The sequence below is a fragment of the Aurantimonas litoralis genome (genome assembly GCF_026153195.1).
GTDB classification, from domain to species: domain Bacteria; phylum Pseudomonadota; class Alphaproteobacteria; order Rhizobiales; family Rhizobiaceae; genus Aurantimonas; species Aurantimonas coralicida.
This window is the reverse complement of sequence record NZ_JAPFBM010000003.1, coordinates 206,821-229,204: the sequence shown is the minus strand read 5'-3', so window position 1 is coordinate 229,204 and position 22,384 is coordinate 206,821. Positions and strand designations below refer to the sequence as shown.

20 protein-coding genes and 1 riboswitch are annotated in these 22,384 nt (G+C 67.3%); of the genes, 5 read left to right on the top strand and 15 right to left on the bottom strand.

Annotated features, from left to right (window positions below; all coding sequences use genetic code 11):
• Nucleotides 1–4: 4 nt before the first annotated feature.
• The 11 genes from N7I30_RS08590 to N7I30_RS08540 all read right to left on the bottom strand — a co-directional run bounded on the left by N7I30_RS08590 (nt 5) and on the right by N7I30_RS08540 (nt 11,507).
• Entirely contained in the window at nt 5–847 is an 843-nt protein-coding gene (locus tag N7I30_RS08590; RefSeq protein ID WP_498638114.1) for a GNAT family N-acetyltransferase, read from the bottom strand.
• Complete coding sequence (locus N7I30_RS08585; protein ID WP_498638112.1) at nt 844–1,626, bottom strand: polysaccharide deacetylase family protein; 783 nt, start codon at nt 1,624–1,626, stop codon at nt 844–846. Before N7I30_RS08585 ends, N7I30_RS08590 begins: the two co-directional genes overlap by 4 nt.
• A 75-nt stretch (nt 1,627–1,701) precedes the next feature.
• Nucleotides 1,702–1,878: a hypothetical protein gene (locus tag N7I30_RS08580; protein ID WP_155898546.1), complete on the bottom strand. Its 177-nt coding sequence runs from the start codon at nt 1,876–1,878 to the stop codon at nt 1,702–1,704.
• A gap of 109 nt (nt 1,879–1,987) precedes the next feature.
• Complete coding sequence (gene thiC, locus N7I30_RS08575) at nt 1,988–3,796, bottom strand: phosphomethylpyrimidine synthase ThiC (RefSeq protein WP_498638110.1); 1,809 nt, start codon at nt 3,794–3,796, stop codon at nt 1,988–1,990.
• A 121-nt stretch (nt 3,797–3,917) separates the two neighbouring features.
• A riboswitch (TPP riboswitch) is annotated at nt 3,918–4,045 on the bottom strand.
• A 310-nt stretch (nt 4,046–4,355) separates the two neighbouring features.
• Nucleotides 4,356–4,745, bottom strand: a complete 390-nt coding sequence (locus N7I30_RS08570) for a septal ring lytic transglycosylase RlpA family protein (RefSeq protein ID WP_050767383.1) — start codon at nt 4,743–4,745, stop codon at nt 4,356–4,358.
• A 221-nt stretch (nt 4,746–4,966) separates the two neighbouring features.
• Nucleotides 4,967–6,424 carry an alkaline phosphatase D family protein gene (locus N7I30_RS08565; protein ID WP_498638107.1) on the bottom strand — a complete coding sequence of 486 codons (1,458 nt, stop codon included), beginning with the start codon at nt 6,422–6,424 and terminating at the stop codon, nt 4,967–4,969.
• 176 nt (nt 6,425–6,600) lie between these two features.
• A complete protein-coding gene (locus tag N7I30_RS08560; protein WP_498638106.1) occupies nt 6,601–7,446 on the bottom strand; it encodes a cell wall hydrolase in 846 nt (281 codons plus the stop codon).
• Between the two features lie 112 nt (nt 7,447–7,558).
• Complete coding sequence (locus N7I30_RS08555) at nt 7,559–8,338, bottom strand: succinate dehydrogenase iron-sulfur subunit (RefSeq protein WP_009207956.1); 780 nt, start codon at nt 8,336–8,338, stop codon at nt 7,559–7,561.
• 162 nt (nt 8,339–8,500) lie between these two features.
• The gene (locus N7I30_RS08550; RefSeq protein WP_024351837.1) at nt 8,501–9,781 is read right to left on the bottom strand and encodes a TRAP transporter large permease; all 1,281 of its coding nucleotides are present in this window, start codon (nt 9,779–9,781) and stop codon (nt 8,501–8,503) included.
• A gap of 94 nt (nt 9,782–9,875) precedes the next feature.
• Entirely contained in the window at nt 9,876–10,457 is a 582-nt protein-coding gene (locus N7I30_RS08545) for a TRAP transporter small permease (RefSeq protein ID WP_228240709.1), read from the bottom strand.
• A 72-nt stretch (nt 10,458–10,529) separates the two neighbouring features.
• Complete coding sequence (locus N7I30_RS08540; RefSeq protein WP_187391655.1) at nt 10,530–11,507, bottom strand: sialic acid TRAP transporter substrate-binding protein SiaP; 978 nt, start codon at nt 11,505–11,507, stop codon at nt 10,530–10,532.
• A 184-nt stretch (nt 11,508–11,691) separates the two neighbouring features.
• On the opposite strand from N7I30_RS08540, the gene N7I30_RS08535 reads away from it, so the two are divergent.
• Nucleotides 11,692–13,206: a UxaA family hydrolase gene (locus N7I30_RS08535; protein WP_498638103.1), complete on the top strand. Its 1,515-nt coding sequence runs from the start codon at nt 11,692–11,694 to the stop codon at nt 13,204–13,206.
• A 93-nt stretch (nt 13,207–13,299) separates the two neighbouring features.
• Here the strand turns inward: N7I30_RS08535 and N7I30_RS08530 are convergent, their stop codons facing one another.
• From N7I30_RS08530 to N7I30_RS08515, 4 genes are all read right to left on the bottom strand, one after another.
• The gene (locus tag N7I30_RS08530; RefSeq protein WP_498638101.1) at nt 13,300–14,931 is read right to left on the bottom strand and encodes a serine hydrolase; all 1,632 of its coding nucleotides are present in this window, start codon (nt 14,929–14,931) and stop codon (nt 13,300–13,302) included.
• Nucleotides 14,932–15,036: 105 nt separating this feature from the next.
• The gene (locus N7I30_RS08525) at nt 15,037–15,942 is read right to left on the bottom strand and encodes a sugar kinase (protein WP_498638099.1); all 906 of its coding nucleotides are present in this window, start codon (nt 15,940–15,942) and stop codon (nt 15,037–15,039) included.
• Entirely contained in the window at nt 15,939–17,153 is a 1,215-nt protein-coding gene (gene uxuA, locus N7I30_RS08520; RefSeq protein ID WP_498638098.1) for a mannonate dehydratase, read from the bottom strand. Before uxuA ends, N7I30_RS08525 begins: the two co-directional genes overlap by 4 nt.
• A gap of 70 nt (nt 17,154–17,223) precedes the next feature.
• Entirely contained in the window at nt 17,224–17,928 is a 705-nt protein-coding gene (locus N7I30_RS08515; RefSeq protein WP_498638096.1) for a GntR family transcriptional regulator, read from the bottom strand.
• Nucleotides 17,929–18,007: 79 nt separating this feature from the next.
• Between N7I30_RS08515 and uxaC the strand changes: the two genes are divergently transcribed.
• The 4 genes from uxaC to N7I30_RS08495 all read left to right on the top strand — a co-directional run bounded on the left by uxaC (nt 18,008) and on the right by N7I30_RS08495 (nt 22,382).
• Nucleotides 18,008–19,414, top strand: a complete 1,407-nt coding sequence (gene uxaC / locus N7I30_RS08510; RefSeq protein ID WP_498638093.1) for a glucuronate isomerase — start codon at nt 18,008–18,010, stop codon at nt 19,412–19,414.
• Nucleotides 19,415–19,452: 38 nt separating this feature from the next.
• A complete protein-coding gene (locus N7I30_RS08505; RefSeq protein WP_498638091.1) occupies nt 19,453–20,442 on the top strand; it encodes a TRAP transporter substrate-binding protein in 990 nt (329 codons plus the stop codon).
• A gap of 135 nt (nt 20,443–20,577) precedes the next feature.
• Entirely contained in the window at nt 20,578–21,093 is a 516-nt protein-coding gene (locus N7I30_RS08500) for a TRAP transporter small permease (RefSeq protein ID WP_228240716.1), read from the top strand.
• Between the two features lie 8 nt (nt 21,094–21,101).
• The gene (locus N7I30_RS08495; protein WP_187391648.1) at nt 21,102–22,382 is read left to right on the top strand and encodes a TRAP transporter large permease; all 1,281 of its coding nucleotides are present in this window, start codon (nt 21,102–21,104) and stop codon (nt 22,380–22,382) included.
• The last annotated feature ends 2 nt before the right edge of the window (nt 22,383–22,384 follow it).

Sequence of the window (22,384 nt, the reverse complement as noted above, 5' to 3'; positions counted from 1 at the left end):
GTGCTCAGGGCAGCTTCTGGTCGAGGAGGATCACCTCCGAATGCAGATGGTCGACGTCGCGGGGCGCGACATCCGCCGGGCGATACCAGCGCGGCAGCCTGATCGTTTCCACCGTGCCTTGATCGTTGCCGGGCGTCATGAAGCGGGTGTCGATGGCGAGGACGCCGCGCTCGCCGGTCACGATGCTGTCGGCAATATCCTGCGCATGCGCCGACAGGAACGCCGGATCGCTGGCATGCAGGATCTCGTGATAGGCGATCGCCTCGCCCTTCAGCTTGCGCTGCCAGACCAGCCACGTATCGCCGACGAAGGCATGGTGCAGGTCGAAGCCGGCATGGGCGTCGAGGACCGTCCGCTGCGCCGGATCGAGCCGGTCGCGGATCGCCGTATCCCGCAGGACCGGCAGACGCCCCGGCGCCCCGCTCGGCCGGAACAGGCTGCGGCTGTCGTCGAGCACCGAAAAGCCCAGTGCCCGGATCTTGCGGCCGGTGGCCCGGCGGGCGGTCATGGTCTGGTAGGTGACGCCGGGCTGCGCCATGCCCGAGCGCAGCAGATCGTCGCCGGTGCCGTCGCCGCGATAATCGGCGAGGAGATACCAGGAGGACAGATCGCAGAAGCGCCGCAACTGGCCGCCGATCATGCGGTCGCTGTAGATCGTGCCCATGAAGCCGACGATATGCCCGCCATCCTCCACCAGCCAGCCGCGCTCGACGCCCTCCGGCCGCCAGGGATAGTCGAGCAGCCGGGCCCAGCGCTCGCGCGGGATCCTGGCGTTCATGTGGGTGTGCAGGAGTTCGACCACCGCGGCGATGTCGCCGGCTCGTGCGGGTCGCACGATCGCGCTCATCGGACCAGTTCGTCCGTCGGTGCGCCGGCGAACAGTGCCCCCGCGTCACGCCATCGGACCGCCGGATGAGCGGCGAAAAGGGCCAGCAATTCGTCGAGAAACGCCCAGGTCTCGGCGTCGTGGTCGAGATGGTGGGTGAGGATGCCGAAGGGCTCGGCCGGATCGCTGCGCCCGAGCCGCCGGTCGGCAAGGCGCTCGGCGGCCAGCCGGACCAGCTTGTCATGCCCGGCGAAACGGGCGCCGCCCTTCCAGGTGAGAAGATCGAGATGGGCGTTCACATGGCGGCAAGCCACGTGTGGCGAGACGGTCTGCCGCGGCCCGAACACCGAGATGCCGGCATAGCCCATGGCCGGCAATGCCTCGGCCACCGCCGGCTCGATCCGATTCCAGGGCGGCACCATCACCGGCACGAAACGGTCGCCGAATGCCGCCGCCAGGCGGCTGCGCCCCTCGTCGAACTCCGTCAGCACCTCGGCCAAAGGCCGGTCGCCGCCGCATTCCACGGCGCGTCCGCCGGGCGCGGCATGGTTCCTGTGGGCGTGGCCATGCTGGAGGACGGTCAGGAGCGGATCGCCGCGATGGGCGACCAGGCTGTCCGCCAGACCGGCCGGAATGACCGCCAGCGCCAGCGGTGCGGCATGGCGGTGCGCGGCGGCGACCAGCGCCTCGAGCGCCGGCGTCGCGGCAATCGCATCGTCGTCCCGCCACCACATGTCGATCCGCCGGTCGGCATCGTGCCAGGCGTCGAGTTCGCTCAGAAGGTCGTCAGCGTTCCGCATGGCGCGGCTTTAGCGGCGATCGGGCGTCCGGGCAATTGCTGCGCGGCGCGACCGATCGGCCAGAGCAGGAGACGGTCAGTCTCTTTCTTCGTCTTCCTCGGCGTCCTGTTCGTCGTCCGGAACATCGGTGCCGATCAGCCGCTCGTCGGGCTCTTTGCCGGCAAAGGAATTGTCGGTGCGCTGCAGCGCATTGTCGAGGACGCCGCCATCGGCGGGCTTTTGATCGTGTCTGGGGGCCTTCGGATCGGCCATGGTGCGTTCTCCTGATGCAGTCGAACGCCTAACCACCCGAAGGCCCGCCCCGTTCCACCTTGGGGACACGGGAGGCGGCAGCGCGCCGCCGCCTCCGTTTCGCTGCGCCCTACTCGGCCGGCACGTCGCCGGCGGGCATGTAGAGATCGCCGCCTTCGCGATATTTCTGCGCCATCTTCTCCATGCCCTCCTTCTGCGCCTCGGCGCGGATGTCGTGGGAGATCTTCATGGAGCAGAATTTCGGACCGCACATGGAGCAGAAATGCGCCACCTTGTGCGCCTCCTTGGGCAGCGTCTGGTCGTGGAAGGAGCGCGCCGTCTCCGGGTCGAGGGAAAGGTTGAACTGGTCCTCCCAGCGAAACTCGAAGCGCGCCCGGCTCAGCGCGTCGTCACGCAGCTGCGCCGCCGGATGGCCCTTGGCGAGATCGGCGGCATGGGCCGCGATCTTGTAGGTGACGACGCCGACCTTCACGTCGTCGCGGTCCGGCAGGCCCAGATGCTCCTTCGGGGTGACGTAGCAGAGCATCGCCGTGCCGAACCAGCCGATCATCGCCGCCCCGATGCCCGAGGTGATGTGGTCGTAGCCCGGCGCGATATCGGTGACCAAGGGTCCGAGCGTGTAGAACGGCGCCTCGCCGCAGACCCGCATCTGGCGGTCGACATTCTCCTTCACCTTGTGCATCGGCACATGGCCCGGCCCCTCGATCATCACCTGGCAGCCCTTGGCCCAGGCGATCTTCGTGAGCTCGCCCAGCGTGTCGAGCTCGGCGAACTGCGCTGCGTCGTTGGCATCGGCGATCGAGCCGGGGCGCAGGCCGTCGCCCATGGAGAAGGACACGTCATAGGCCCGGCAGATATCGGCGATCTCCTCGAAATGCTCGTAGAGAAAGCTCTCGCGATGGTGGTGCAGGCACCACTTCGCCATGATCGAGCCGCCGCGCGACACGATGCCCGTAGTGCGGTCCACCGTCAGCGGAATATGGGACAGCCGCACCCCGGCATGGATGGTGAAATAGTCGACGCCCTGCTCGGCCTGCTCGATCAGCGTGTCGCGGAAGACCTCCCAGGTCAGGTCCTCGGCGATGCCGTTCACCTTCTCCAGCGCCTGGTAGATCGGCACCGTGCCGATCGGCACCGGCGCATTGCGGATGATCCAGTCGCGGATGTTGTGGATGTTGCGGCCGGTGGACAGGTCCATCACCGTGTCGGCGCCCCAGCGGATCGCCCAGACCATCTTCTCCACTTCCTCGGCCATCGAGGAGGTGACGGCGGAGTTGCCGATATTGGCGTTGATCTTGACCAGGAAGTTGCGGCCGATCGCCATCGGCTCGACTTCCGGATGGTTGATGTTGGCCGGGATGATGGCGCGGCCGGAGGCGACCTCGTCGCGCACCCATTCCGGGGTGATGAAATCCGGGATCGCCGCCGAATACGGCTCGCCGTCGCGCTCCAGCGCGCGCTTGGCCTCGGCACGCCCGAGATTTTCGCGGATCGCGACGAATTCCATCTCGGCGGTGACGATGCCGGCGCGGGCATATTCGTACTGGGTCACGGCGCGCCCGCCCGTCGCCCGGCGCGGTGCGTTGCGAACCGGAAATTCCGGCGTCAGCTTCTCGGCCGGCAGATTGCCGTTGTCCTCGGGCTGCACCGCGCGGCCCTCGTAGAATTCGGTGTCGCCGCGGGCCGCGATCCAGCTCTCGCGGATGCGCGGCAGGCCCTTGGCGATGTCGGTCTCGACCTGGCTGTCGGTATAGGGGCCGGACGGATCGTAGACGATGACGTCGGGCTCGCCCGCGGTCGGGTGCACGGTGATCGCGCGCATCGGCACGCGGATGTCGGGAAAGGCCGTTCCGGCCAGGTAGATCTTGCGGGAGGCCGGCAGCGGGCCGGCGGTGACGGTGGGTGTCACGGCATTCATCTTGGTTCTCCAGTCGCGCTCGCGTCGGAGATCCAGTTCTGCTTTCGGTGATCGAAAACTCTCGTCGGCCTGTCGGATCGCCCCTGTTGTCGGGGGCTTGGCCCGCATTGCGGGCCGGAGAGGTCGGCGGCTTTCCCATCCCTACGCCAGTATGAACTGGATCAGGTTCGTAGGGTCGCCGCGCGCTTCGCCGATGATCGGCAGCCGTCGGCCTCTCAGTTCCTTGCCGGAACTCCCCTTGGACGAGCGGACGGTAGCAGTCCCCGTGGGGGTGTCAACAGCGGTTGCAGCGGTCGTTACCGAACACCGGCGCGAGACACGAAGAGGCAGAGAGAAGGAAGACGGGAAGCAGGATCGGCAGCGGCCGATCGGGACATCGCGGCGGCGATGCAGGCGATGCGCCGCGGGCCGGGACGACCGGGAGGTGGTCAGGGGTAAAGCCCGAGCCAGAGCCCGCGATGCGTGTCGCGGGCGGTCCGCGGCGCAAGCGGCGCCGTCGGACGAGATGTGTCACATGCGGGCGGCCAGCGCCCCGTCATGCGGCGGCAAAGCCGAGACCCTAGAGGATGTCGAGGCTGACCTTGGCGGTGCCCGAATGGATCATGCCGATCTTCGATGCCGCGGCGCGCGACAGGTCGATGATCCGGCCGCCATGATACGGGCCGCGGTCGTTGATGCGCACGACGACGGACTTGCCGTTGCGACGGTTGGTGACGCGCACCTTGGTGCCGAAGGGCAGCGTCTTGTGAGCCGCCGTCATGGAATTCATGTTGAAGCTTTCGCCGTTCGCCGTGCGGCGACCATGAAAGCGCTTTCCGTAATAAGAGGCGGAACCCGAGGCCGCGGACTTCGTTTCGGCTACGACCGGAGTGATTGCGGCGGAGTACGAACCGACCATCGTTCCGGCGAAAAGCGCGGCCGCGAGAGCGGCCTTCGGCAGAAACTTCATTCTTGGCATGTCCTTGAGATGCGACGTTTGCGACGCCGCTTCCTTCGTCAATTCCTGTGACGAGAAAAAGGACGGACTCTGGCAGCAATAGGGTCTTTCTACGACAGCGGAACTTTTCGGGCCCTGGCGTATCGTCCTGAGCCCAAACGAGGAATTTCCGTCCGAGCCCTGTACTGAATGCGACAGCGATGTCGCATTCGCGCCGATGTCGCCTTAACCGGTCAGACTGCCAGCTTCGGGGTCCGGCCGCTGTCTTCGAGTTCCCATTCGGCCTGCCAGTCCATGCCGTCCTGCGACAGGACGAGGTAGTTGCGCTCGCTCGTATAGGTCGCGCGGCGCGAGGGCAGCGGCCGCAAGCGGATTTTCCGGCCGCGCAGCGGGCTCTCGCCGACCCGCGCGAGAAGGCCGAGCGCAAACGGATAGGCCGGCCCGGGCGCCGGATGGGAAATGCCGGACGCGACGAGCTGGTGCATCACACTCCCGTTCAGAAGCCGCATCTCGCCGCGCGTCGCCAGGTGGATTTCGCCGGAGACGACCACGAGCCCGCCAACGGCCCGCTCGGCGCGATCGGCCAGGCATTGCAGACAGCGGATCCATTCGCGCCGATGTGCCCGGCTCTGCCACTGGTCGCGCAGATCGTCGGACAGCTTGGCGACCCGCGGCACGATGCCGGCGACCAGCTCCGCCCAGCTCAGGCGCGGCCCGAGCACCGGCACGCTGGACATGAGCACGATCCGGTCCGGCTCCGGCGTCGTTTCCAGCGCCGTTTCGAAGCTCTTCCATCCGACCGGCCCCATCACCCTGTCGGGACGGCGTTCGCTGCGCAGGTCCGGCGCGAGGATCGTCAGGCCCGGATAGCGCACCGCAACGCCCAGGCTGCGCGCCTGCCGGTCCAGCGCGATCGCCGGCAGATCGGCCTCGTCCGCCGCCAGCTGGAAGATCAGGAACATTTCGCGCGCCGCCTCGAACAGACCGCGCCCGACGGGACTGTCCAGCAGCGCTGTCGGATGGCTGCCCCAGCCGTCGATGATGTCGTGGTCGTCCCACATCGACACGGACGGCACATGGGCCGACATCGCGCCCATGGCGGGCCGGGCAAAGCTGATCAGATAGCGCTCGAAATAGAAGCGCCGGATCGCCGCGCGCGCCTCCTCGGTCAGCGGGACGGTCCCGCGCTCGTCGGGCTTCAGCGTGGTCCAGCGGCGCACATCCGGATGACAGGCCAGGACGTCGTCGGCATAGAGCTGGTCGCCGCCCTGCAGCATCAGGGAGAACGGCGCGCGGTCGTGCTCGGCGGTGAGCCGGGTCCACATGGCGTCGCGCTCGGCGATGTCGCGCGTGAGATCCCCGTTCTCCTGGCCATTGCAGGAGACATAGGCGATGCGCGCCGCGCCGCCGTCGGGGCTGACGACGGCATAGTCGGTCTCGTCGATGCGGTAGGAGCTGGCGGTGCCGGCTGGCAGCGAGAAATCGTAGCGCCAGACCGTGCGGCCGAACCTTGTGGCCAGCGCAATCGGCTGCGTCGCCTCGCCCGCAGCAAACAGGTCGGGCGCCGCGGCCGCCTCGTCCAGGACGAGGATCGCGGCAAGATGGTCGCGCCGGCCATCGCCGCCGCGTGCATAGAGGATCGGGCCGATCCGGTCCGGGAGCGGATCGGCGGCGGAAACGGTCTCGGTCATCGGCTCCTGCCGGCTTGGCTGTGACCGATGCCCGTCCCGGCTTCGGTCTCGCCCGCCATATAGGAAGCCATGGTTGCCATGCCGACCGCAATGCCGCCATCACGCGGGCCGGACGATCGCATGCCAGCGGAATCGAGGGGGATTGCGGCCTCCGCAGAGCCCCGCGCCGGCCGAACTCAGTCGGTGGTGGCCGTCTGGACGCCGGGCAAGGCCTGCATGCGGGCGTCGAGCGTGGCCGTATCGGCGGCATCCGGCGTCGGCGCGGCGGCTTCCGCCGCACGAACGCGCCCGCCCTTGCCGCTGTCGGCGCGGGCCGGTTGTTCGGTCAGGCCCTGCCAGAGCGTCAGGAACGGATTGGCCTCGTCACCGGTGGTCTTGCGCGGCGCCATGGCGGTGGCCGTCGCCAGACCGGCCGGCGCGGACGTGTCCTGTTTCGGGCTCGGCGCGACGGCGGCGGTGCGGACCTCGTCGATGGCCGCAGCGGCGCCCTTCTTGCGGACCTCCGCCTGGGACGCCATGCGGAAGCCGGCGCTGCGCTGGTCGCGCGAAACCTTCTGGTAGAAGGCGTTGCCGCCGGCAATCACCTTGTAGTGCATGTTGCCGTAGCGGAAGCTCAGGCCCGCCGTGTGGAAGAACTTGGCATCGCCGACAGCAGCGTGGCGCTTGCCCGACAGGACCTCATGGGCGGTCTGCATCGCCAGTTCCTTGCCGGCCCCCATGTCGCGGGTCATCACGCCGGGCGCGAACTGCTTGGGCTGGGCAACCACGTCGCAAACGGAATCGGGATAGCTCGGCGAGCCGACGCGGTTCATCACCACGGTGCCGACGGCGAGCATGCCCTCGCGGCTGGAGCGGTTGGATTCGAAGAACATCGCCCGGGCGAGGCATTCCTGGCTCGGACCGTAGCTGAGGGGCGACACCACCTCCTCGATCTCCGGTGCGCCGACACAGCCGGACAGGACGGCGACGGACAGAAGGGTGGCAAGGGCCGGCAAACGGCCGCGGATCGACAACGTGCTCATGGCGCTGTCGTGGTCACGAAATGTGTCGGCAAACGGGGCGGCGTGTGCGGGAATGACACCGGCAGGCGATTCCGCCAGCCGGTGTTGCCGAATCGCCGCGCCTGCCGCCGGGTCAGACCCGGCGTTCGATCATCATCTTGCGGATCTCGGCGATCGCCTTGGCCGGGTTCAGTCCCTTCGGGCAGGACTGGGTGCAGTTCATGATGGTGTGGCAGCGATAGAGCTTGAACGGATCTTCCAGGTCGTCGAGCCGCTCGCCGGTCGCCTCGTCACGGGAATCGATCAGCCAGCGATAGGCCTGCAACAGCACGGCCGGGCCGAGATAGCGGTCGCCATTCCACCAATAGGACGGGCACGAGGTCTGGCAGCAGAAGCACAGGATGCACTCGTAGAGGCCGTCGAGCTTCTCGCGGTCCTCATGGCTCTGGCGCCATTCGCGCTCGGGCTCGGGCGTATCGGTCTTCAGCCACGGCTCGATCGAGCGCAGCTGGGTGTAGGGCACCGTCAGATCGGGGATCAGGTCCTTGATCACCGGCATGTGCGGCAGCGGATAGACCTTCACGGCGCCGCGGATCTCGTCCATGCCCTTGGTGCAGGCCAGCGTGTTGGAGCCGTCGATGTTCATGGCGCAGGAGCCGCAGATGCCCTCGCGGCAGGAGCGGCGCAGCGACAGCGTCGAGTCGACCTTGTTCTTGATCCACAACAGCGCGTCGAGAACCATCGGGCCGCAATCGTCGGTGTCGACGTAATAGGTGTCGGTCCGCGGGTTTTCCTCGTCGTCCGGCGACCAGCGATAGATCTTGAACTCGCGCACATTCGTCGCGCCCGCCGGCTTGTCCCACACCTTGCCGGGATTGATGGTGGAGTTCTTCGGGAGGGCAAGTTCGACCATGAGGATGTATCCGGTGCCTTTCTGGAATCGTTCGCAACATAAAGCGTGCGCTGCAAAACACCAGAGACGAAACGGCGCGGAAAGGCTTCAAATCGTTTGAAGTCCGGCCGTTTTCCGGTGTCTGCGACGTTGTCTCGCGGCCGCTGCCGGGTGACGCCTGCCTCAGCGATAGATCAGCGTCGGCAGCCACATGGTCAGGGCCGGGATGAAGGTGATCAGGAACAGCACCACGAAGAGCGGCACCAGGAAGGGCGCCGTCGCCGACATGCAGCGCTCGAACGGAATGCCCGACACCCGCGACAGGACGTAGAGCACCATGCCGATCGGCGGGGTCAACAGGCCGATCATCAGGTTGAGCACCATGATCACCCCGAAATGCACCGGATCGACGCCCATCTGCATGGCGATCGGCAGCAGCACCGGCGTCAGGATGGTGATCGCCGCCACCGTCTCCATGAAGCAGCCGACGATCAGCAGGATCAAATTGATCAAAAGCAGGACGACCCACGGATTGTCCGAGATCGTCAGGATCAGCGCGGCGAACTGCTCCGGCGCCCGGTTGGAGGTCAGGATCCAGGCGAAGATCGAGGCCGCGGCGACGATGAACAGGACGACGGCGGTGGTCTCGATCGTGTCGAAGGAGACCCGCAGGAACCGCTTCAGCGTCAGCGTGCGATAGACCACGAGGCCGAGGATCAGCGCCCAGGCGCAGGCCGCGATCGCCGCTTCCGTCGGCGTGAAGGCGCCGGTCAGGATGCCGCCGACGATGATCACCGGGGTCATCAGCGACAGGAAGGCGCGCTTGAAGGTGAAGCCGAGGATCGACAGCTTGAACGGCTGGTCGACCGGATAATTGCGGCGGCGGGCATAGATAGCGATCATCGCCATCAGCGAGACCGCCATCAGCAGGCCCGGAATGAAGCCCGCGGCGAAGAGCTGGCCGATCGAGGCGCCGGCGACGACGCCGTAGATCACCATCGGCAGGGATGGCGGAATGATCGGCCCGATGGTCGAGGACGCGGCGGTGATGCCGACCGCGAAGCCCGGCTCGTAATTGGCGTCGCGCATCGCCTTGATCTCGATGGCGCCGAGGCCGCCGGCATCGGCCACCGCTGCGCCCGACATGCCGGCGAAGATCACCGAGGCGCCGACATTCACATGGCCGAGGCCGCCGCGCATCCAGCCGAAGATCGCCTTGGCGAAGTCGAAGATCCGCTCGGTGATGCCCGCGGCATTCATCAGGTTGCCGGCGAGGATGAAGAACGGGATCGCCAGCAGCGGGAAGGAATCGACGCCGTTGATCATGCGATGGATGACCACGACGTCGGGCACCCGGCCCTCGACCAGGATGAAGATCGCCGAGGAGCCCGCCAGCGCGATGGCGACCGGCACGCCGAGGATGATCATCCCCAGAAGCAGCACGAACAGCATCGTCAGCAGCATGGAAACCCCGAACAACAGGTAAGGCCGCGACCGGCCGGGCGCACCGGCCCGGTGTCGCATGCGAAGGAATGGGAGGCAGCGGCGCGCCTGGGCATCAAAGGCCGGTGCCCGTCAGCGCGAAGCGTTCCGGGTCGATCAGCCGGCTGGTGCCGCTGCGCCAATGGCGGATCAGGGCGACGAGCGCATAGACGGTCATCAGCGCGAAGCAGACCGAAACGCCCCAGTAGACGGAGGATTTCGGCACGTCGATCGAGACCATCTTCTGATGCGTGCGGCCGGCAAGCTGGACGCAGAACCAGCCCATGGCGCCGTAAAAGACCAGCGTGATGACATCGACGGTGATCTGCGCCACGAAGCGGCCCCGCCGCGGCAGGTAGCGATAGAACAGCTCGACCGCGATGTGGCTTTCCTTGCGGGCCGCCATGATCGCGCCGATGAAGGTGACCGCGATCAGAAGGAAGCGCGCGATCTCCTCGGTCCAGCCGAGGGAATTGTTGAGCACGTAGCGCGTGAAGAACTGCAGGAAGACCACGAAGGCTAGGAGCCAGAAGACGCCGAAGACGACGCCGTCGCTCCAGCGCAGATCGGACAGATCGACGGGCTGGTCGGCGAAGGGGTTCGGCTCCAGCGGCTGCACGCCCGCTTCCGGGCCGGGTTCGATTTCAGGTGACGCCATGACCGCATCCGGAACGAGGAGACAGGCCGGGCGCGCTGAGCGCGCCCGGCGAGACTTCCGAGGGGAAGGAGACTATTCGATCGCCTGGAGGCGGTCGTAGGTCTCCTGGTCCCAGGTCGCGTCGGGACCGTTATGCAGCTTCATCGTCGCCTCGCGGAACGGCGTGATGTCGACCTCGTGGACGTTGACGCCCTGCTCGCGGAACCACTCGGCGAGCTTGGCCTCGTTCTCGCGCACCTGCGTGGTGGCGCAATCGGCGGTTTCCTTGAGCACGTCGGAGAGCGCCGTCCGGTCGGCCTCGTCCATCTGGTCCCAGGTCGGGCCGCCGACGATGGTCAGGAGCGCGTCGTTGATGTGAGCGGTCAGCGAGATGTCCGTCTGCACCTCGTAGAACTTCTTGGCCTGGATGGTCGGAAGCGGGTTCTCCTGGCCGTCCACCGTGCCCTGCTGCAGGGCCAGATAGACCTCGGCGAAGGCGATCGGGGTCGGATTGGCGTTCACCGCCTTCGGGAACATCATGTAGAGCGGGGCATTCGGCACCCGGATCTTCATGCCCTCCATGTCAGCCGGCGTGTTGATCGGCTTGTTCGCCGTCACGTGCCGCTGGCCGTAATAGGTGGTGGCGACGACGTGGTTGCCGGTCGCCTCGTTGTAGCCGGCCGCCAGTTCCTTGAAGAGATCGGAGTTGCGGAACGCGTCCCAGTGGTCGTAGCCGCGGAACATGAAGGGCGCTCCGCCGATGGCGATCGGGCCGTAGGCGCGGCCGGCGAAGAGCTGGCCGGTATAGATCACGTCGACGGTGCCGAGGCCGAGGCCTTCGTTGATGTCGACTTCCTTGCCGAGCGAGGACGCCGGGAACACCTCGAAGGAATAGCGATCCTCCGTCGCCGCCTTCAGCTTGTCCGACGCCTCCACCGCGCAGGTATGATACGGCTCGCTGGACTCGTAGACATGGGCGAATTTCAGCGCCGTCTGGGCGAAGGCCGGCTGCGCGGTGAGCGCAATGGCAGTCGCGGCCGAAAGGGCCAGTACATGCTGTGTGTATTTCATCTTGTTCCTCCCCAATGTATACACTGTTTTCAGGCGATCATATTGATTGCATCCCACAGCGCAATGGCCCCATCGTCGTTCTTGACGATCGCTGCCGCAAGGGCGGCGACGCAAAATGAGGCGGGCAGCGGCGCGGCGAGGTATCCGGTCGGTGCGATCGGTCGAGACAGAGGATAGTTCAGACATGTCGACGAATACGGTGCGCCTCGACCCTTCGGACAACGTGGTCACGGCGCTGAAGGCGCTGGAAACCGGCGCCGCGGTCGAGGAGACGACGACGCTCGGACTGGTCCCGCGCGGCCACAAGATCGCCACCCGGGCCATTCCCGCCGGAACGCCGGTGATCAAATATGCGCAGATCATCGGCTACGCCGCCGAGGACATCGCGCCCGGAAGCCACGTCCACACCCAGAATGTCGAGTTCCGCGGCACCGCCCACAATTACGATTTCTCGACCGACCTGCGCCCGGTCGCCATGGTGCCCGAGGACCAGCGCGACACCTTCATGGGCTATCGCCGCAAGGACGGCCGCGTCGGCACCCGCAACACCATCGCGGTGATCACCTCCGTCAACTGCTCGGCGACGGCGGCCCGCAAGATCGCCGAGGCCTTCGGGCCGGAGGAGCTGGCGGCCTATCCCAATGTCGACGGCGTCACCGCCTTCGTCCACGGCACCGGCTGCGGCATGGGCGGCGATGGCGAGGGCTTCGAGGCGCTGCAGCGGATCATGTGGGGCTATGCCCGCCATCCCAACGTAGCCGGCGTGCTGATGGTCGGCCTCGGCTGCGAGGTGAACCAGATCGACTGGCTGCTGGAAGCCTTCGGGATCGAGAAGGGCCCGATGTTCCACGCCATGAACATCCAGGACGTGGCGGGCCTGCGCCGCACGGTCGAGATCGGCGTCGAGCGGGTCCGCGCCATGCTGCCCATCGCCAACGAGGCGCGCCGCGAGCCCTGCCCCGCCTCCGAACTGATGGTGGCGCTCCAGTGCGGCGGCTCCGATGCCTGGTCGGGCATCACCGCCAATCCGGCGCTCGGCTATGCCTGCGACCTGCTGGTCGCCCAGGGCGGCACGGGCGTCCTTGCCGAAACGCCGGAGATCTACGGGGCCGAACATCTTCTGACCCGCCGCGCGAAGGACGAGAAGACCGGCCGCAAGCTGGTCAAGCTGATCGAGTGGTGGGAGGACTACACCGCCCGCAACAAGGGCTCGATGGACAACAACCCGTCGCCCGGCAACAAGAAGGGTGGCCTGACCACCATCCTGGAAAAGTCGCTGGGCGCGGCGGCCAAGGGCGGCACGACGCCGCTCAACGGGGTCTTCCGCTACGGCGAGCCGGTCAATACGCGCGGCTTCGTCTTCATGGATTCGCCCGGCTACGACCCGGCTTCGGTGACCGGCCAGATCGCCTCGGGCTGCAACCTCGTGGCCTTCACCACCGGTCGCGGTTCGGCCGCCGGCTTCAAGCCCTCGCCCTCGATCAAGATCGCCACCAACACCGAGATGTATCGCAAGATGTCCGAGGACATGGACGTCGATTGCGGTCGGATCGTCTCCGAGGGGTTGTCGATCGAGGCCGCCGGCCGCGAGATCTACGAATTGCTGCTGCGCGTCGCCTCGGGAGAGATGTCGAAATCCGAGGCGCAGGGTCTCGGCGACTACGAATTCGTGCCCTGGCAGATCGGCGCGACCATGTAGGCAGGACCGTTTGCGGGCGGCCGCTACGGCGCCGCCGCCCCTACGCGATCCTCGATCCGCGGCGCAGAGCATGAGCGCCGCGCATCCACCGGCTCAGTCCAGGATGAAGGTCCCCAGACCCGCCCGGTCGTAGTAATCCAGCGTGACGTCCACGACGCGGCCATCGTCGCCCGTGCGGAACCGCGCGAGCGACGGCCCGGTGGCGTTCTCGCCGATCGTCTCGAAGGTGAAGACGTCGCCGTCATAGGCGTCGAGGGCGAAACGCGTCGGCGCCTGCGTGGGGCCAAGCGTCATCGACAGGGCGTCGCCCTCCGCCTCGACACGCAGCGCGCCGAAATAGCTGTTCTCGTAGCTGCCGGCATAGGTCGCAAGATCGCGGGGCGCGGCCGCATTGGCAGGTGCCGGCGGCACCTCCGCCGCCTCGAGCTCGCCAGCGCGCTGCTGCGCGAAGATGCCGCCGATGAAGCCCAGCCAGTCGACGGTCTGCTCGCCGTTCTGAACGATATCCATGAAGCTCGCGCAGATCGTTTCCGGCACGCCGATCGGCTCGCCATTGGTGAGGACGACGATGCCGAGTTCCTCGCCGGGAAGCAGCGAGATCGCCGTCGCGGTGCCGAGGTTGAAGGCGCCGGAATGGCCGAGCGTCACCCGGCCCTGATCGTCGGTACCGACGTTCCAGCCCAGCCCGTAGAAGCCGGCGCGGATGGCCGGATCGGCCGGCAGGCGATTGGGCATATACGGCTGATGGGTCGTCGCCAGGGCGCTTTCATTGATCAGGGTGGTGCCCTCGAAACGCCCCTTGCCGAGCTGCAGGCGCAGGAAGCGGGCCATATCCGAGACCGAGGCGCTCGCGCCGCCGGCCGGTGCCTCGGCGTCCGCCACGCGTTCGTAGCGTGCCTCCCAGCGCCCCTCGTCCGGCGCGCCGGCCCGCACATGGATCTTCGCCCGGTTGTCATGGCCGGCATAGTCCGCGTTGCGATAGCTCGTGCGGGTCATGCCGAGCGGCTGAAACAGCCGCTCCGTGGCGAGCGCCTCGAAGGGTTGGCCGGCGGCTTTCGCCGCGGCGACCGCACCGGCGGTATAGCCGAGATTGGAGTAGTGATAGGTCGAGCGGAACGGGTCCAGGGGCTGCTGATCGATCCGCGTCAGGATCGTCTCCCGGTCGAAACCGAGATCTTCGAGAAGGTCCCCCGCCCCCGTCGCCAGCCCCGAACGATGCGACATCAGATCGGCGAAGGTCGCATGGTCGCTGACATAAGGATCGGAGAGAGCGAAGGACGGATCGTAGCCGCGCACCGGCTGGTCCCATTTCAACCGGCCGTCACCGACGAGCCCGGCGACGAGGGTCGAGGCGATCGGCTTCGACAGCGAGGCAAGCAGGAAGACCGTGTCGGTATCCACCGGCTCAGGCTGGCCGACTTCGCGCAGGCCGAAGCCCTTGGCGAAGAGGACCTCGTCCCGGTAGACCACCGCGACCGCGACGCCCGGCACGCCGGTCGTCTCCATCACGCCCTCGACGACCGCGTCGAGGCGATCGACCGCCCGGTCCACCTGCTGCCTGTCCAGAAGCGGCGGGACCGGCATGACGGGTGCCGGCAGAAGATTGGCAGGCGAAGGCGCCGCGGCATCCTGCGCCATCGCGGGGACCGCCAGAACGCCGAGAAGCAGACTGAGGGTCAGCGCCGGCAGGGTGGAGGTTCTGATCGAACGGACAAGGCGGATCATCGCAAGGCTCCCTTCGCCCGAACCGGCCGACGGAGCGGGTCCAGGCACCTTACGATGCGTCAGATGCGGGTGGAAACCCCATTCGCCGACAGGGTTTCGGCCGCGTTAACGGATCAGGGCGCCGTAGTGGCGAACGACCTCGCCGGCCAGCGCGTGACCGCGCTCGGCCGCCTGCCGCGGTTCGGCACCGTCGAGGCGCGCGGCGAGATAGCCGGCATTGAAGCTGTCGCCCGCCCCCGTCGTGTCGATGACGTCGGCGACCTTGCGCGCGGCTACGGTTTCGAAGCCGCCCTCCGTCGCCACCAGCGCCGGGTCGGAGCCGTCCTTGACCACCACTTCGCCGGTGCCGCAGGCCAGATACCGCCTGGCGGTCGCCTCGGGCGAGGCGTCGCCGAAGGCCGCGACCTCGTCGGGGAAGCTCGGCAGGCAGAGGCTGGCGACGGCTGCGCCCGCCTCCATCGCCGCCCGCATCACATCCGGCTCCGGCCACAGGCGCGGCCGGATATTCGGGTCGAAGGCGACCAGCTTGCCGGCAGCGCGGGCCGCGCCGAGCATGTCGAGCAGGCGCTGGCGATCGTCGGCCGACAGGATGGCCAGGGTGATGCCGGAGAAATAGAAGGCATCACCGCTCGAAGCGGCCGCGTCCAGCTGCGCCGGGTCGGCCGCCAGCAGCTTCGCCGCGGCGCTGTCGCGCCAGTAGGAAAAGCTGCGTTCGGCGCCGTCCAGATGGATCATGTAAAGGCCGGGCATCCGCTCGGGGATCCGGCGGACGAGATCGGTCGCAAGCCCCGCCTCGGTGAAGAAGGCCAGCATCTCGTCCGATGTCGTGTCGGTGCCGAGCGTCGTGTGATAGGCGACGTCCCAGCCCTCGCCGAGCCCGCGCCGCAGATACCAGGCGGTGTTGAAGGTGTCGCCGGCAAAGCCCTTGCGATAGAGCCCCTCGCCGGCCGAGGACAGCTCCACCATGCATTCGCCGATGGAGACGATGCGCCTGCGGGTCGCCGCGCTCATGCCGGCACCCGATGGGGGGCCGCATCGCCGTCGAGGGTCGCCACCGCCGCCATGACGCCGCGCAGTTCTGCCAGGCCGCGCATGCGGCCGATGACCGGATAGCCCGGATGGGTGCCGCGGCCGATGTCGGACAGAAGCTCGTGGCCGTGATCGGGTCGCATCGGGATTTCCGCGTCGGCCCGGCCCTCGGCCCGGCGACGGCGCTCCTCGGCCATCAGAACACGCACGAGCGCCACCATGTCGGTGTCGCCGGCCAGATGATCGGCCTCCTCGAAGGAGCCGTCGGCATCCTTGGCGACGTTTCTGAGATGGGCGAAACGGATCTTGTCGGCAAAGCGCGCGGCGATGGCCGGCACGTCGTTGGCCGGATTGGCGCCGAGCGAGCCCGAGCACAGCGTCAGGCCGTTGGCCGGCGACGGCACGGCCTCGAGCACGAAGGCGATGTCCTCGGCGTTGGAGACCACCCGCGGCAGGCCGAAGAGCGGTCGCGGCGGATCGTCGGGATGGACGCAAAGCCGCATGCCGGCCTCTTCGGCCACCGGCACCACCGCCTCGAGGAAACGCCGGTAATTGGCTCGCACGTCGTCGCGCGTGATGCCGGCATAGCGGCCGAGAATCTCGCGCAGGCCGGCGACGTCGTAGCGCGCATAGGCGCCCGGCAAGCCGGCATTGATGGCGGTCAGCAGCCGCTCGCGATCGGCCGGCGTGGAGGCCTCGTACCAGGCTTTCGCGCGCGCCAGCGTCTCCGGCGCGACGTCGTCGGCCGCGCCCTCGCGCTCCAGCATGAACACGTCGAAGGCGACATATTCGTGCATGTTGAAGCGCAGGCTGGTGCCGCCGCCCACCACCGGGGCGGCCAGTTCGGTGCGCGTCCAGTCGAGCAGCGGCATGAAATTGTAGCAGACGGTGTGGATCCCGCAGGCGGCGAGATTGCGCAGCGAATGGCGATAGGTCTCGAACAGCGGCTCCAGATCGCCGTCGCCCAGCTTGATGCGTTCGTGCACCGGCAGGCTTTCCACGACCCGCCACTCCAGGCCAAGTGCCGGATCTTCGGCAATCAGCGCCTTTCGCGCGGTGATCGCCTCGACCGTCCAGACCTCGCCATAGGGGATCTCGTGCAGCGCATTGACGATGCCCCGGGCGCCGGTCTGGCGGATTTCCGATAGCTGGATGCGATCCTGCGGCCCGAACCAGCGCCACGTTTCCTGCATGTTGCGTCCCCACCCCGGTCGCGTGTCGGACGCCTCGCGACGCCCCTGTCCTGGCTGACGGCGCGCTGGCTCAGCCCGCGTCGCTGTCGTCGAAATACTGGTCGAACTCGACCCTCAGGCGGACCAGATGGTCGTTGATCCGGCCGAGATGCGTGCGCATCGCAAGGTCGGCCGCCTCGCCATCCCGGGCCTTGATGGCCTCGAAGATCGCCACATGGTCCTCGTAGACCGCCGGCTGGCCGAAGGCCAGTGACAGGAATCGCAACCGATCCATCTGCGCCTTCTGCTCGTCGATGAGTTGCCAGGCAAAACCGCATCCGGCGCCCTGCGCAATCAGGCGGTGAAACTCGTCGTCCTCCAGATGGAAAGTGTGGCGATCGTCCTTCAGCTGGGCCGCACGCTGCAGCTCCAGATTGGCTTCCAGCCGGCCGACCAGTTCGCCGACATCGCGCTGGCAGGCCTCACGCACCACCGCGACCTCAAGGGCTTCGCGGATGAAGCGGGCATTGCGCACCTCCTGCACCGAAATCTTCACCACCTCGGTCCGGCGCTGCGGCTGCACGCGCAGATAGCCGGTGCGGGCGAGCCGCCCGAAGGCCTCGCGCACCGGTTGGCGCGACACCCCCAGATGCTTGGCCACCTCGGCCTCCGAAATGCCGACGCCGGGCAGGAGGCGCAGCTCCAGGATGGCCGTGCGCAACTGGGCGAAGACGGCATCGGCCATCGTGCCCCGGGGCGGGGTCGCGGCGTCCGGGTTGAGGGCTTCAAGTGACATGGCGGACCTTTGTTGACGACGTTCGGATACTAGGATACCAGTTTGTTCGCAAGCAATGAAATTCGTGGGTGAGGAACGGATGGCGCTACTGGACGAGGATCGGCTGTTCCCGGCGACGCCGAGGGTGCGCGACATCGCCCGCGCGCTCTATCAGACGGTCGCCGACCTGCCGATCATCAGCCCGCACGGCCATACCGATCCGCGCTGGTACGCCGAGAACCAGCCCTTCCCGGACCCCGCCCAGTTCTTCGTCACGCCCGACCACTACATCTTCCGCATGCTGGTCTCGCAGGGGATCAGCCTGGAGGAGCTCGGCGTGCCCGACGCCAACGGCGTCGCGACCGAGACCGACGGCCGCGCCATCTGGCACCGCTTCGCCAGCCATTATCACCTGTTCCGGGGCACCCCGACGCGGCTGTGGCTCGACCATTCCTTCCAGACCCTGTTCGACATCGAGCAGCGCCTGTCGGCCGAGACCGCCGACTTCTACTACGACCGCATCTCCGAGCGCCTCGCCCAGGATTCCTATCGCCCGCGGGCACTGTTCGAGCGCTTCAACATCGAGGCGATCGCCACCACCGAGAGCGCGCTGGACGATCTCGGCCATCACCGCACGATCCGCGACAGCGGTTGGGGCGGACGGGTGATCACCACCTACCGGCCCGATGCGGTCATCGATCCCGACTTCCCCGGTTTTGCCGCCAATCTTGCGCGTCTCAGCGATATCACCGGCTGCGACGTCGCCAGCTATGCCGGCTATCTCGACGCCCACCGCGCCCGCCGCGCCTATTTCCGGGAATTCGGCGCGACCGCGACCGATCACGGCCATCCGACGGCGCGCACCGCCGATCTGCCCCGCGCCGAGGCTGAGGCGCTGTTTGCCCGCGTCAGCGACGGATCGGCCTCCGCCGACGACCGCGAGACCTTCCGCGGCCAGATGCTGACCGAGATGGCCAGGCTGTCGGTCGAGGACGGCATGGTCATGCAGATCCATGCCGGCTCCTTCCGCAGCCATTCGGACCGGATCGCCGCCGGCTTCGGCCGCGACAAGGGTTTCGACATCCCGCAGCCGACCAATTACGTCACTGCGCTCAAGCCGCTGCTCGACGCAGTCGGGCTGGAGCCCGGCCTGACGATCATCCTCTTCACCCTCGACGAGACCGTCTATTCGCGCGAACTGGCGCCGCTCGCCGGCGTCTATCCGTGCCTGAAGCTCGGCCCGCCCTGGTGGTTCTTCGACGCGCCGGAGGGGATGAAGCGGTTCCGCGAGCAGGTCACCGAGACCGCCGGCTTCTACAACACCGTCGGCTTCAACGACGACACCCGCGCCTTCTGCTCGATCCCCGCCCGGCACGACGTCGCGCGGCGGGTGGACTGCGCCTATCTGGCCGATCTCGTGGTCACCGGACGCCTCGCGGAGGACGAAGCGTTCGAGGTCGCCCACGATCTTGCCTATCGCCTGGCCAAGGAGGCCTACAGGCTTTGACCGGCGGCTGACGTCGCCATTTCTGGGAGGAAGCAGGCATGAGCATATTCAGGAGATTCACCGCCTCGATCGCGCTGGCGACGATGCTGGCGGGGGCGGCCACGGCCGTGTCGGCGCAGGAGACGCTGCTGCGCTCGTCGGACACCCATCCCGACGGCTACCCGACCGTCGAGGCGGTCAAGTACATGGGCGAGCTCGTCAAGGAGCGCACCGACGGCCGCATCGGGATCGAGGTCTATCACTCGGCCCAGCTCGGCGAGGAGAAGGACACGATCGAGCAGACCCAGTTCGGCGTCATCGACCTGAACCGCGTCTCCATGGGTCCCTTCAACAACATCGTCGAGGAGACCCAGGTCGTCTCGCTGCCCTACATCTTCCGGTCCATCGACCACATGCACAAGGTGATGGACGGCCCGATCGGCGACGAGATCCTGGCGGCTTTCGAGCCCCATGACTTGATCGGCCTCGCCTATTACGACGGCGGCGCGCGCTCCTTCTACAACAGCGAGAAGCCGATCAAGTCGATGGACGACCTGAAGGGCCTGAAGTTCCGGGTCATGCAGTCGGACATCTTCGTCGACATGGTCAATGCGCTCGGCGGCAACGCCACCCCGATGCCCTATGGCGAGGTCTATTCCTCGATCCAGACCGGCGTCATCGAGGGCGCCGAGAACAACTGGCCGAGCTTCGAATCCTCCAAGCATTTCGAGGTCGCCAAGCACTACACGCTCGACGAGCACCTGATCGTGCCGGAAGTCCTCGTCATGTCCAAGAAGAGCTGGGAGAAGCTCTCGCCGGAGGACCAGGAGATCGTCCGCGCCGCCGCCAAGGAGAGCGTCACCAAGATGCGCGAGCTGTGGCAGGCCCGCGAGGCGGAATCGGAGAAGATGGTCCGCGAGGCCGGCGTCGAGGTCGTCAAGGACATCGACAAGCAGCCCTTCATCGACGCGATGAAGCCGGTCTACGAGAAATACGTGACCAACGACAAGCTGAAGGACCTCGTCGCCCGCATCCAGGCGACCGAGTAGCAGCCTTCCCGGGACCGGTGGCGCAAGGCCGCCGCCGGTCCCGATCCTGTCTTCGCTGCGTCCCGCCGAAACGGCAGCGGGCGAGCGTCCCGCCGGCTCGCCCCGGCCGTTCCCGTCGCAGGTTGACCCCGCTCCATGCGTCACTTTCTCCTGACGATCGAACCGTTCGTGCGCCGGCTGGCGCGGACCGCGCTCTGGGGCGCGGGCATCGGTCTCGTCACCATGACCCTGATCATCTTCTGGCAGGTCTTCGCCCGCTACGTGCTGAACGACAGCCCGAGCTGGACCGAATCCACCTCCGTGCAGCTCATGGGCTGGTTCATCTTCCTCGGCGCCAGCGTCGGCATCCACGAGGGCTACCATCTCGGCTTCGACGTCCTCGTCTATGTCGTGCCGGACAACGGCAAGAAGGCCCTGCGCACCATCTCGGACCTCGCCGTCCTCGGCTTCTCGCTGGCGATGATGGTCTACGGCACCGAGCTGATGGCCGGCACCTGGAACACCACGATCCCGACCCTCGGCCTTCCCGGCGGCACCACCTTCATGCCGCTGATCGTCGGGGCCGTCCTGTCCATCCTCTTCACGGCCAACCGCATCCTGCGCCGCTTCTGCGGGCTCGAGAATGCCAACGCCTTCGCGATTTCGGACTGAGCCCGACCATGGATCTCTTCATCCTCTTCGGAAGCTTCGTCTTCCTCCTCCTGATCGGCACGCCGATCGCCTTCTGCCTCGGCATCGCGTCGCTGGCGACGGTGATCTACATGGGCATCCCGCCGCTGATCGTCTTCCAGCGGCTCAATTCCGGCCTCAGCGTCTACGCGCTGCTCGCCATTCCCTTCTTCATCTATGCCGGCGACCTGATGGTGCGCGGCGGCATCGCCTCGCGGCTGGTGGCCTTTGCCGGCTCGCTGGTCGGCCATGCCCGCGGCGGCCTCGGCCAGGTCAATGTCGCCGCCTCGACCCTGTTCGGCGGCGTTTCCGGCTCGGCCGTCGCCGACGCCTCGGCGATCGGCGGCCTGATGGTCCCGCAGATGGAAAAGCGCGGCTACAGCGCCGACTACGCGGTCAACATCACCGTCGTCTCGTCGATCATCGCGCTTCTGATGCCGCCGTCCCACAACATGATCATCTATTCGATCTCGGCCGGCGGCTCGATCTCCATCGCCGACCTGTTTACCGCCGGCATTGTTCCCGGTGTCCTCCTGGCCGGCGTCCTGATGTTCGTCGCCTGGCGCGTCGCCATCAGGCAGGGCTATCCGACCGAGACCTTCCAGGGCTTTCGCACCGTCGGCGTCCTGTTCCTCACCGCCATTCCGGGCCTCCTGCTCATCGCCATCATCTTCGGCGGCGTGCGCTCGGGCATCTTCACCGCCACCGAGAGCTCCTGCGTCGCCGTGGTCTACGCGGTGCTCGCCACCATCGTGTGCTACCGCACGCTGAGCTTCGCCTCCTTCGTCGAGGCGACGCTGGGCGCCGTGCGCACCACCGCCATGGTGCTGCTGATCATCGGCGCCGCCGCCGCCTTCGGCTGGCTTCTGGCCTATCTGCGCGTGCCGGCCGAACTCGTCGCCTTCATGAAGAGCGTGTCCGACAACCCGATCGTCATTCTCCTGATGGTCAACATCATGCTGCTCGGCCTCGGCACCTTCATGGACATGTCGCCGCTGATCATCATCACGACGCCGATCTTCCTGCCGGTCGTGACCGCCTATGGGGTCGACCCGGTGCAGTTCGGTGTGATCATGGTGCTCAATCTCGGCATCGGCCTGTGCACCCCGCCAGTCGGCGCCGTCCTCTTCGTCGGCTGCGCCATCGGCCGGATCTCGGTCTGGCAGGCGATGCGCACCATCTGGCCCTTCTACGGCGCCGCGCTCCTCGTGCTCGGCCTCGTGACCTACGTCCCGGCGGTGTCGCTCTGGCTGCCGTCGCTGTTCAAGTGAGC

What these genes read in the sequence shown, in the direction of transcription:
- uxaC (WP_498638093.1), top strand. Translation starts at nt 18,008, where the DNA reads ATGGCGCTACTGGACGAGGATCGGCTGTTCCCGGCGACGCCGAGGGTG.
- N7I30_RS08565 (WP_498638107.1), bottom strand. Translation starts at nt 6,424, where the DNA reads ATGACCGAGACCGTTTCCGCCGCCGATCCGCTCCCGGACCGGATCGGC.
- N7I30_RS08570 (WP_050767383.1), bottom strand. Translation starts at nt 4,745, where the DNA reads ATGAAGTTTCTGCCGAAGGCCGCTCTCGCGGCCGCGCTTTTCGCCGGA.
- N7I30_RS08495 (WP_187391648.1), top strand. Translation starts at nt 21,102, where the DNA reads ATGGATCTCTTCATCCTCTTCGGAAGCTTCGTCTTCCTCCTCCTGATC.
- N7I30_RS08530 (WP_498638101.1), bottom strand. Translation starts at nt 14,931, where the DNA reads ATGATCCGCCTTGTCCGTTCGATCAGAACCTCCACCCTGCCGGCGCTG.
- N7I30_RS08560 (WP_498638106.1), bottom strand. Translation starts at nt 7,446, where the DNA reads ATGAGCACGTTGTCGATCCGCGGCCGTTTGCCGGCCCTTGCCACCCTT.
- N7I30_RS08590 (WP_498638114.1), bottom strand. Translation starts at nt 847, where the DNA reads ATGAGCGCGATCGTGCGACCCGCACGAGCCGGCGACATCGCCGCGGTG.
- uxuA (WP_498638098.1), bottom strand. Translation starts at nt 17,153, where the DNA reads ATGCAGGAAACGTGGCGCTGGTTCGGGCCGCAGGATCGCATCCAGCTA.
- N7I30_RS08550 (WP_024351837.1), bottom strand. Translation starts at nt 9,781, where the DNA reads ATGCTGCTGACGATGCTGTTCGTGCTGCTTCTGGGGATGATCATCCTC.
- N7I30_RS08540 (WP_187391655.1), bottom strand. Translation starts at nt 11,507, where the DNA reads ATGAAATACACACAGCATGTACTGGCCCTTTCGGCCGCGACTGCCATT.
- N7I30_RS08525 (WP_498638099.1), bottom strand. Translation starts at nt 15,942, where the DNA reads ATGAGCGCGGCGACCCGCAGGCGCATCGTCTCCATCGGCGAATGCATG.
- N7I30_RS08515 (WP_498638096.1), bottom strand. Translation starts at nt 17,928, where the DNA reads ATGTCACTTGAAGCCCTCAACCCGGACGCCGCGACCCCGCCCCGGGGC.
- N7I30_RS08585 (WP_498638112.1), bottom strand. Translation starts at nt 1,626, where the DNA reads ATGCGGAACGCTGACGACCTTCTGAGCGAACTCGACGCCTGGCACGAT.
- thiC (WP_498638110.1), bottom strand. Translation starts at nt 3,796, where the DNA reads ATGAATGCCGTGACACCCACCGTCACCGCCGGCCCGCTGCCGGCCTCC.
- N7I30_RS08535 (WP_498638103.1), top strand. Translation starts at nt 11,692, where the DNA reads ATGTCGACGAATACGGTGCGCCTCGACCCTTCGGACAACGTGGTCACG.
- N7I30_RS08580 (WP_155898546.1), bottom strand. Translation starts at nt 1,878, where the DNA reads ATGGCCGATCCGAAGGCCCCCAGACACGATCAAAAGCCCGCCGATGGC.
- N7I30_RS08545 (WP_228240709.1), bottom strand. Translation starts at nt 10,457, where the DNA reads ATGGCGTCACCTGAAATCGAACCCGGCCCGGAAGCGGGCGTGCAGCCG.
- N7I30_RS08505 (WP_498638091.1), top strand. Translation starts at nt 19,453, where the DNA reads ATGAGCATATTCAGGAGATTCACCGCCTCGATCGCGCTGGCGACGATG.
- N7I30_RS08555 (WP_009207956.1), bottom strand. Translation starts at nt 8,338, where the DNA reads ATGGTCGAACTTGCCCTCCCGAAGAACTCCACCATCAATCCCGGCAAG.
- N7I30_RS08500 (WP_228240716.1), top strand. Translation starts at nt 20,578, where the DNA reads ATGCGTCACTTTCTCCTGACGATCGAACCGTTCGTGCGCCGGCTGGCG.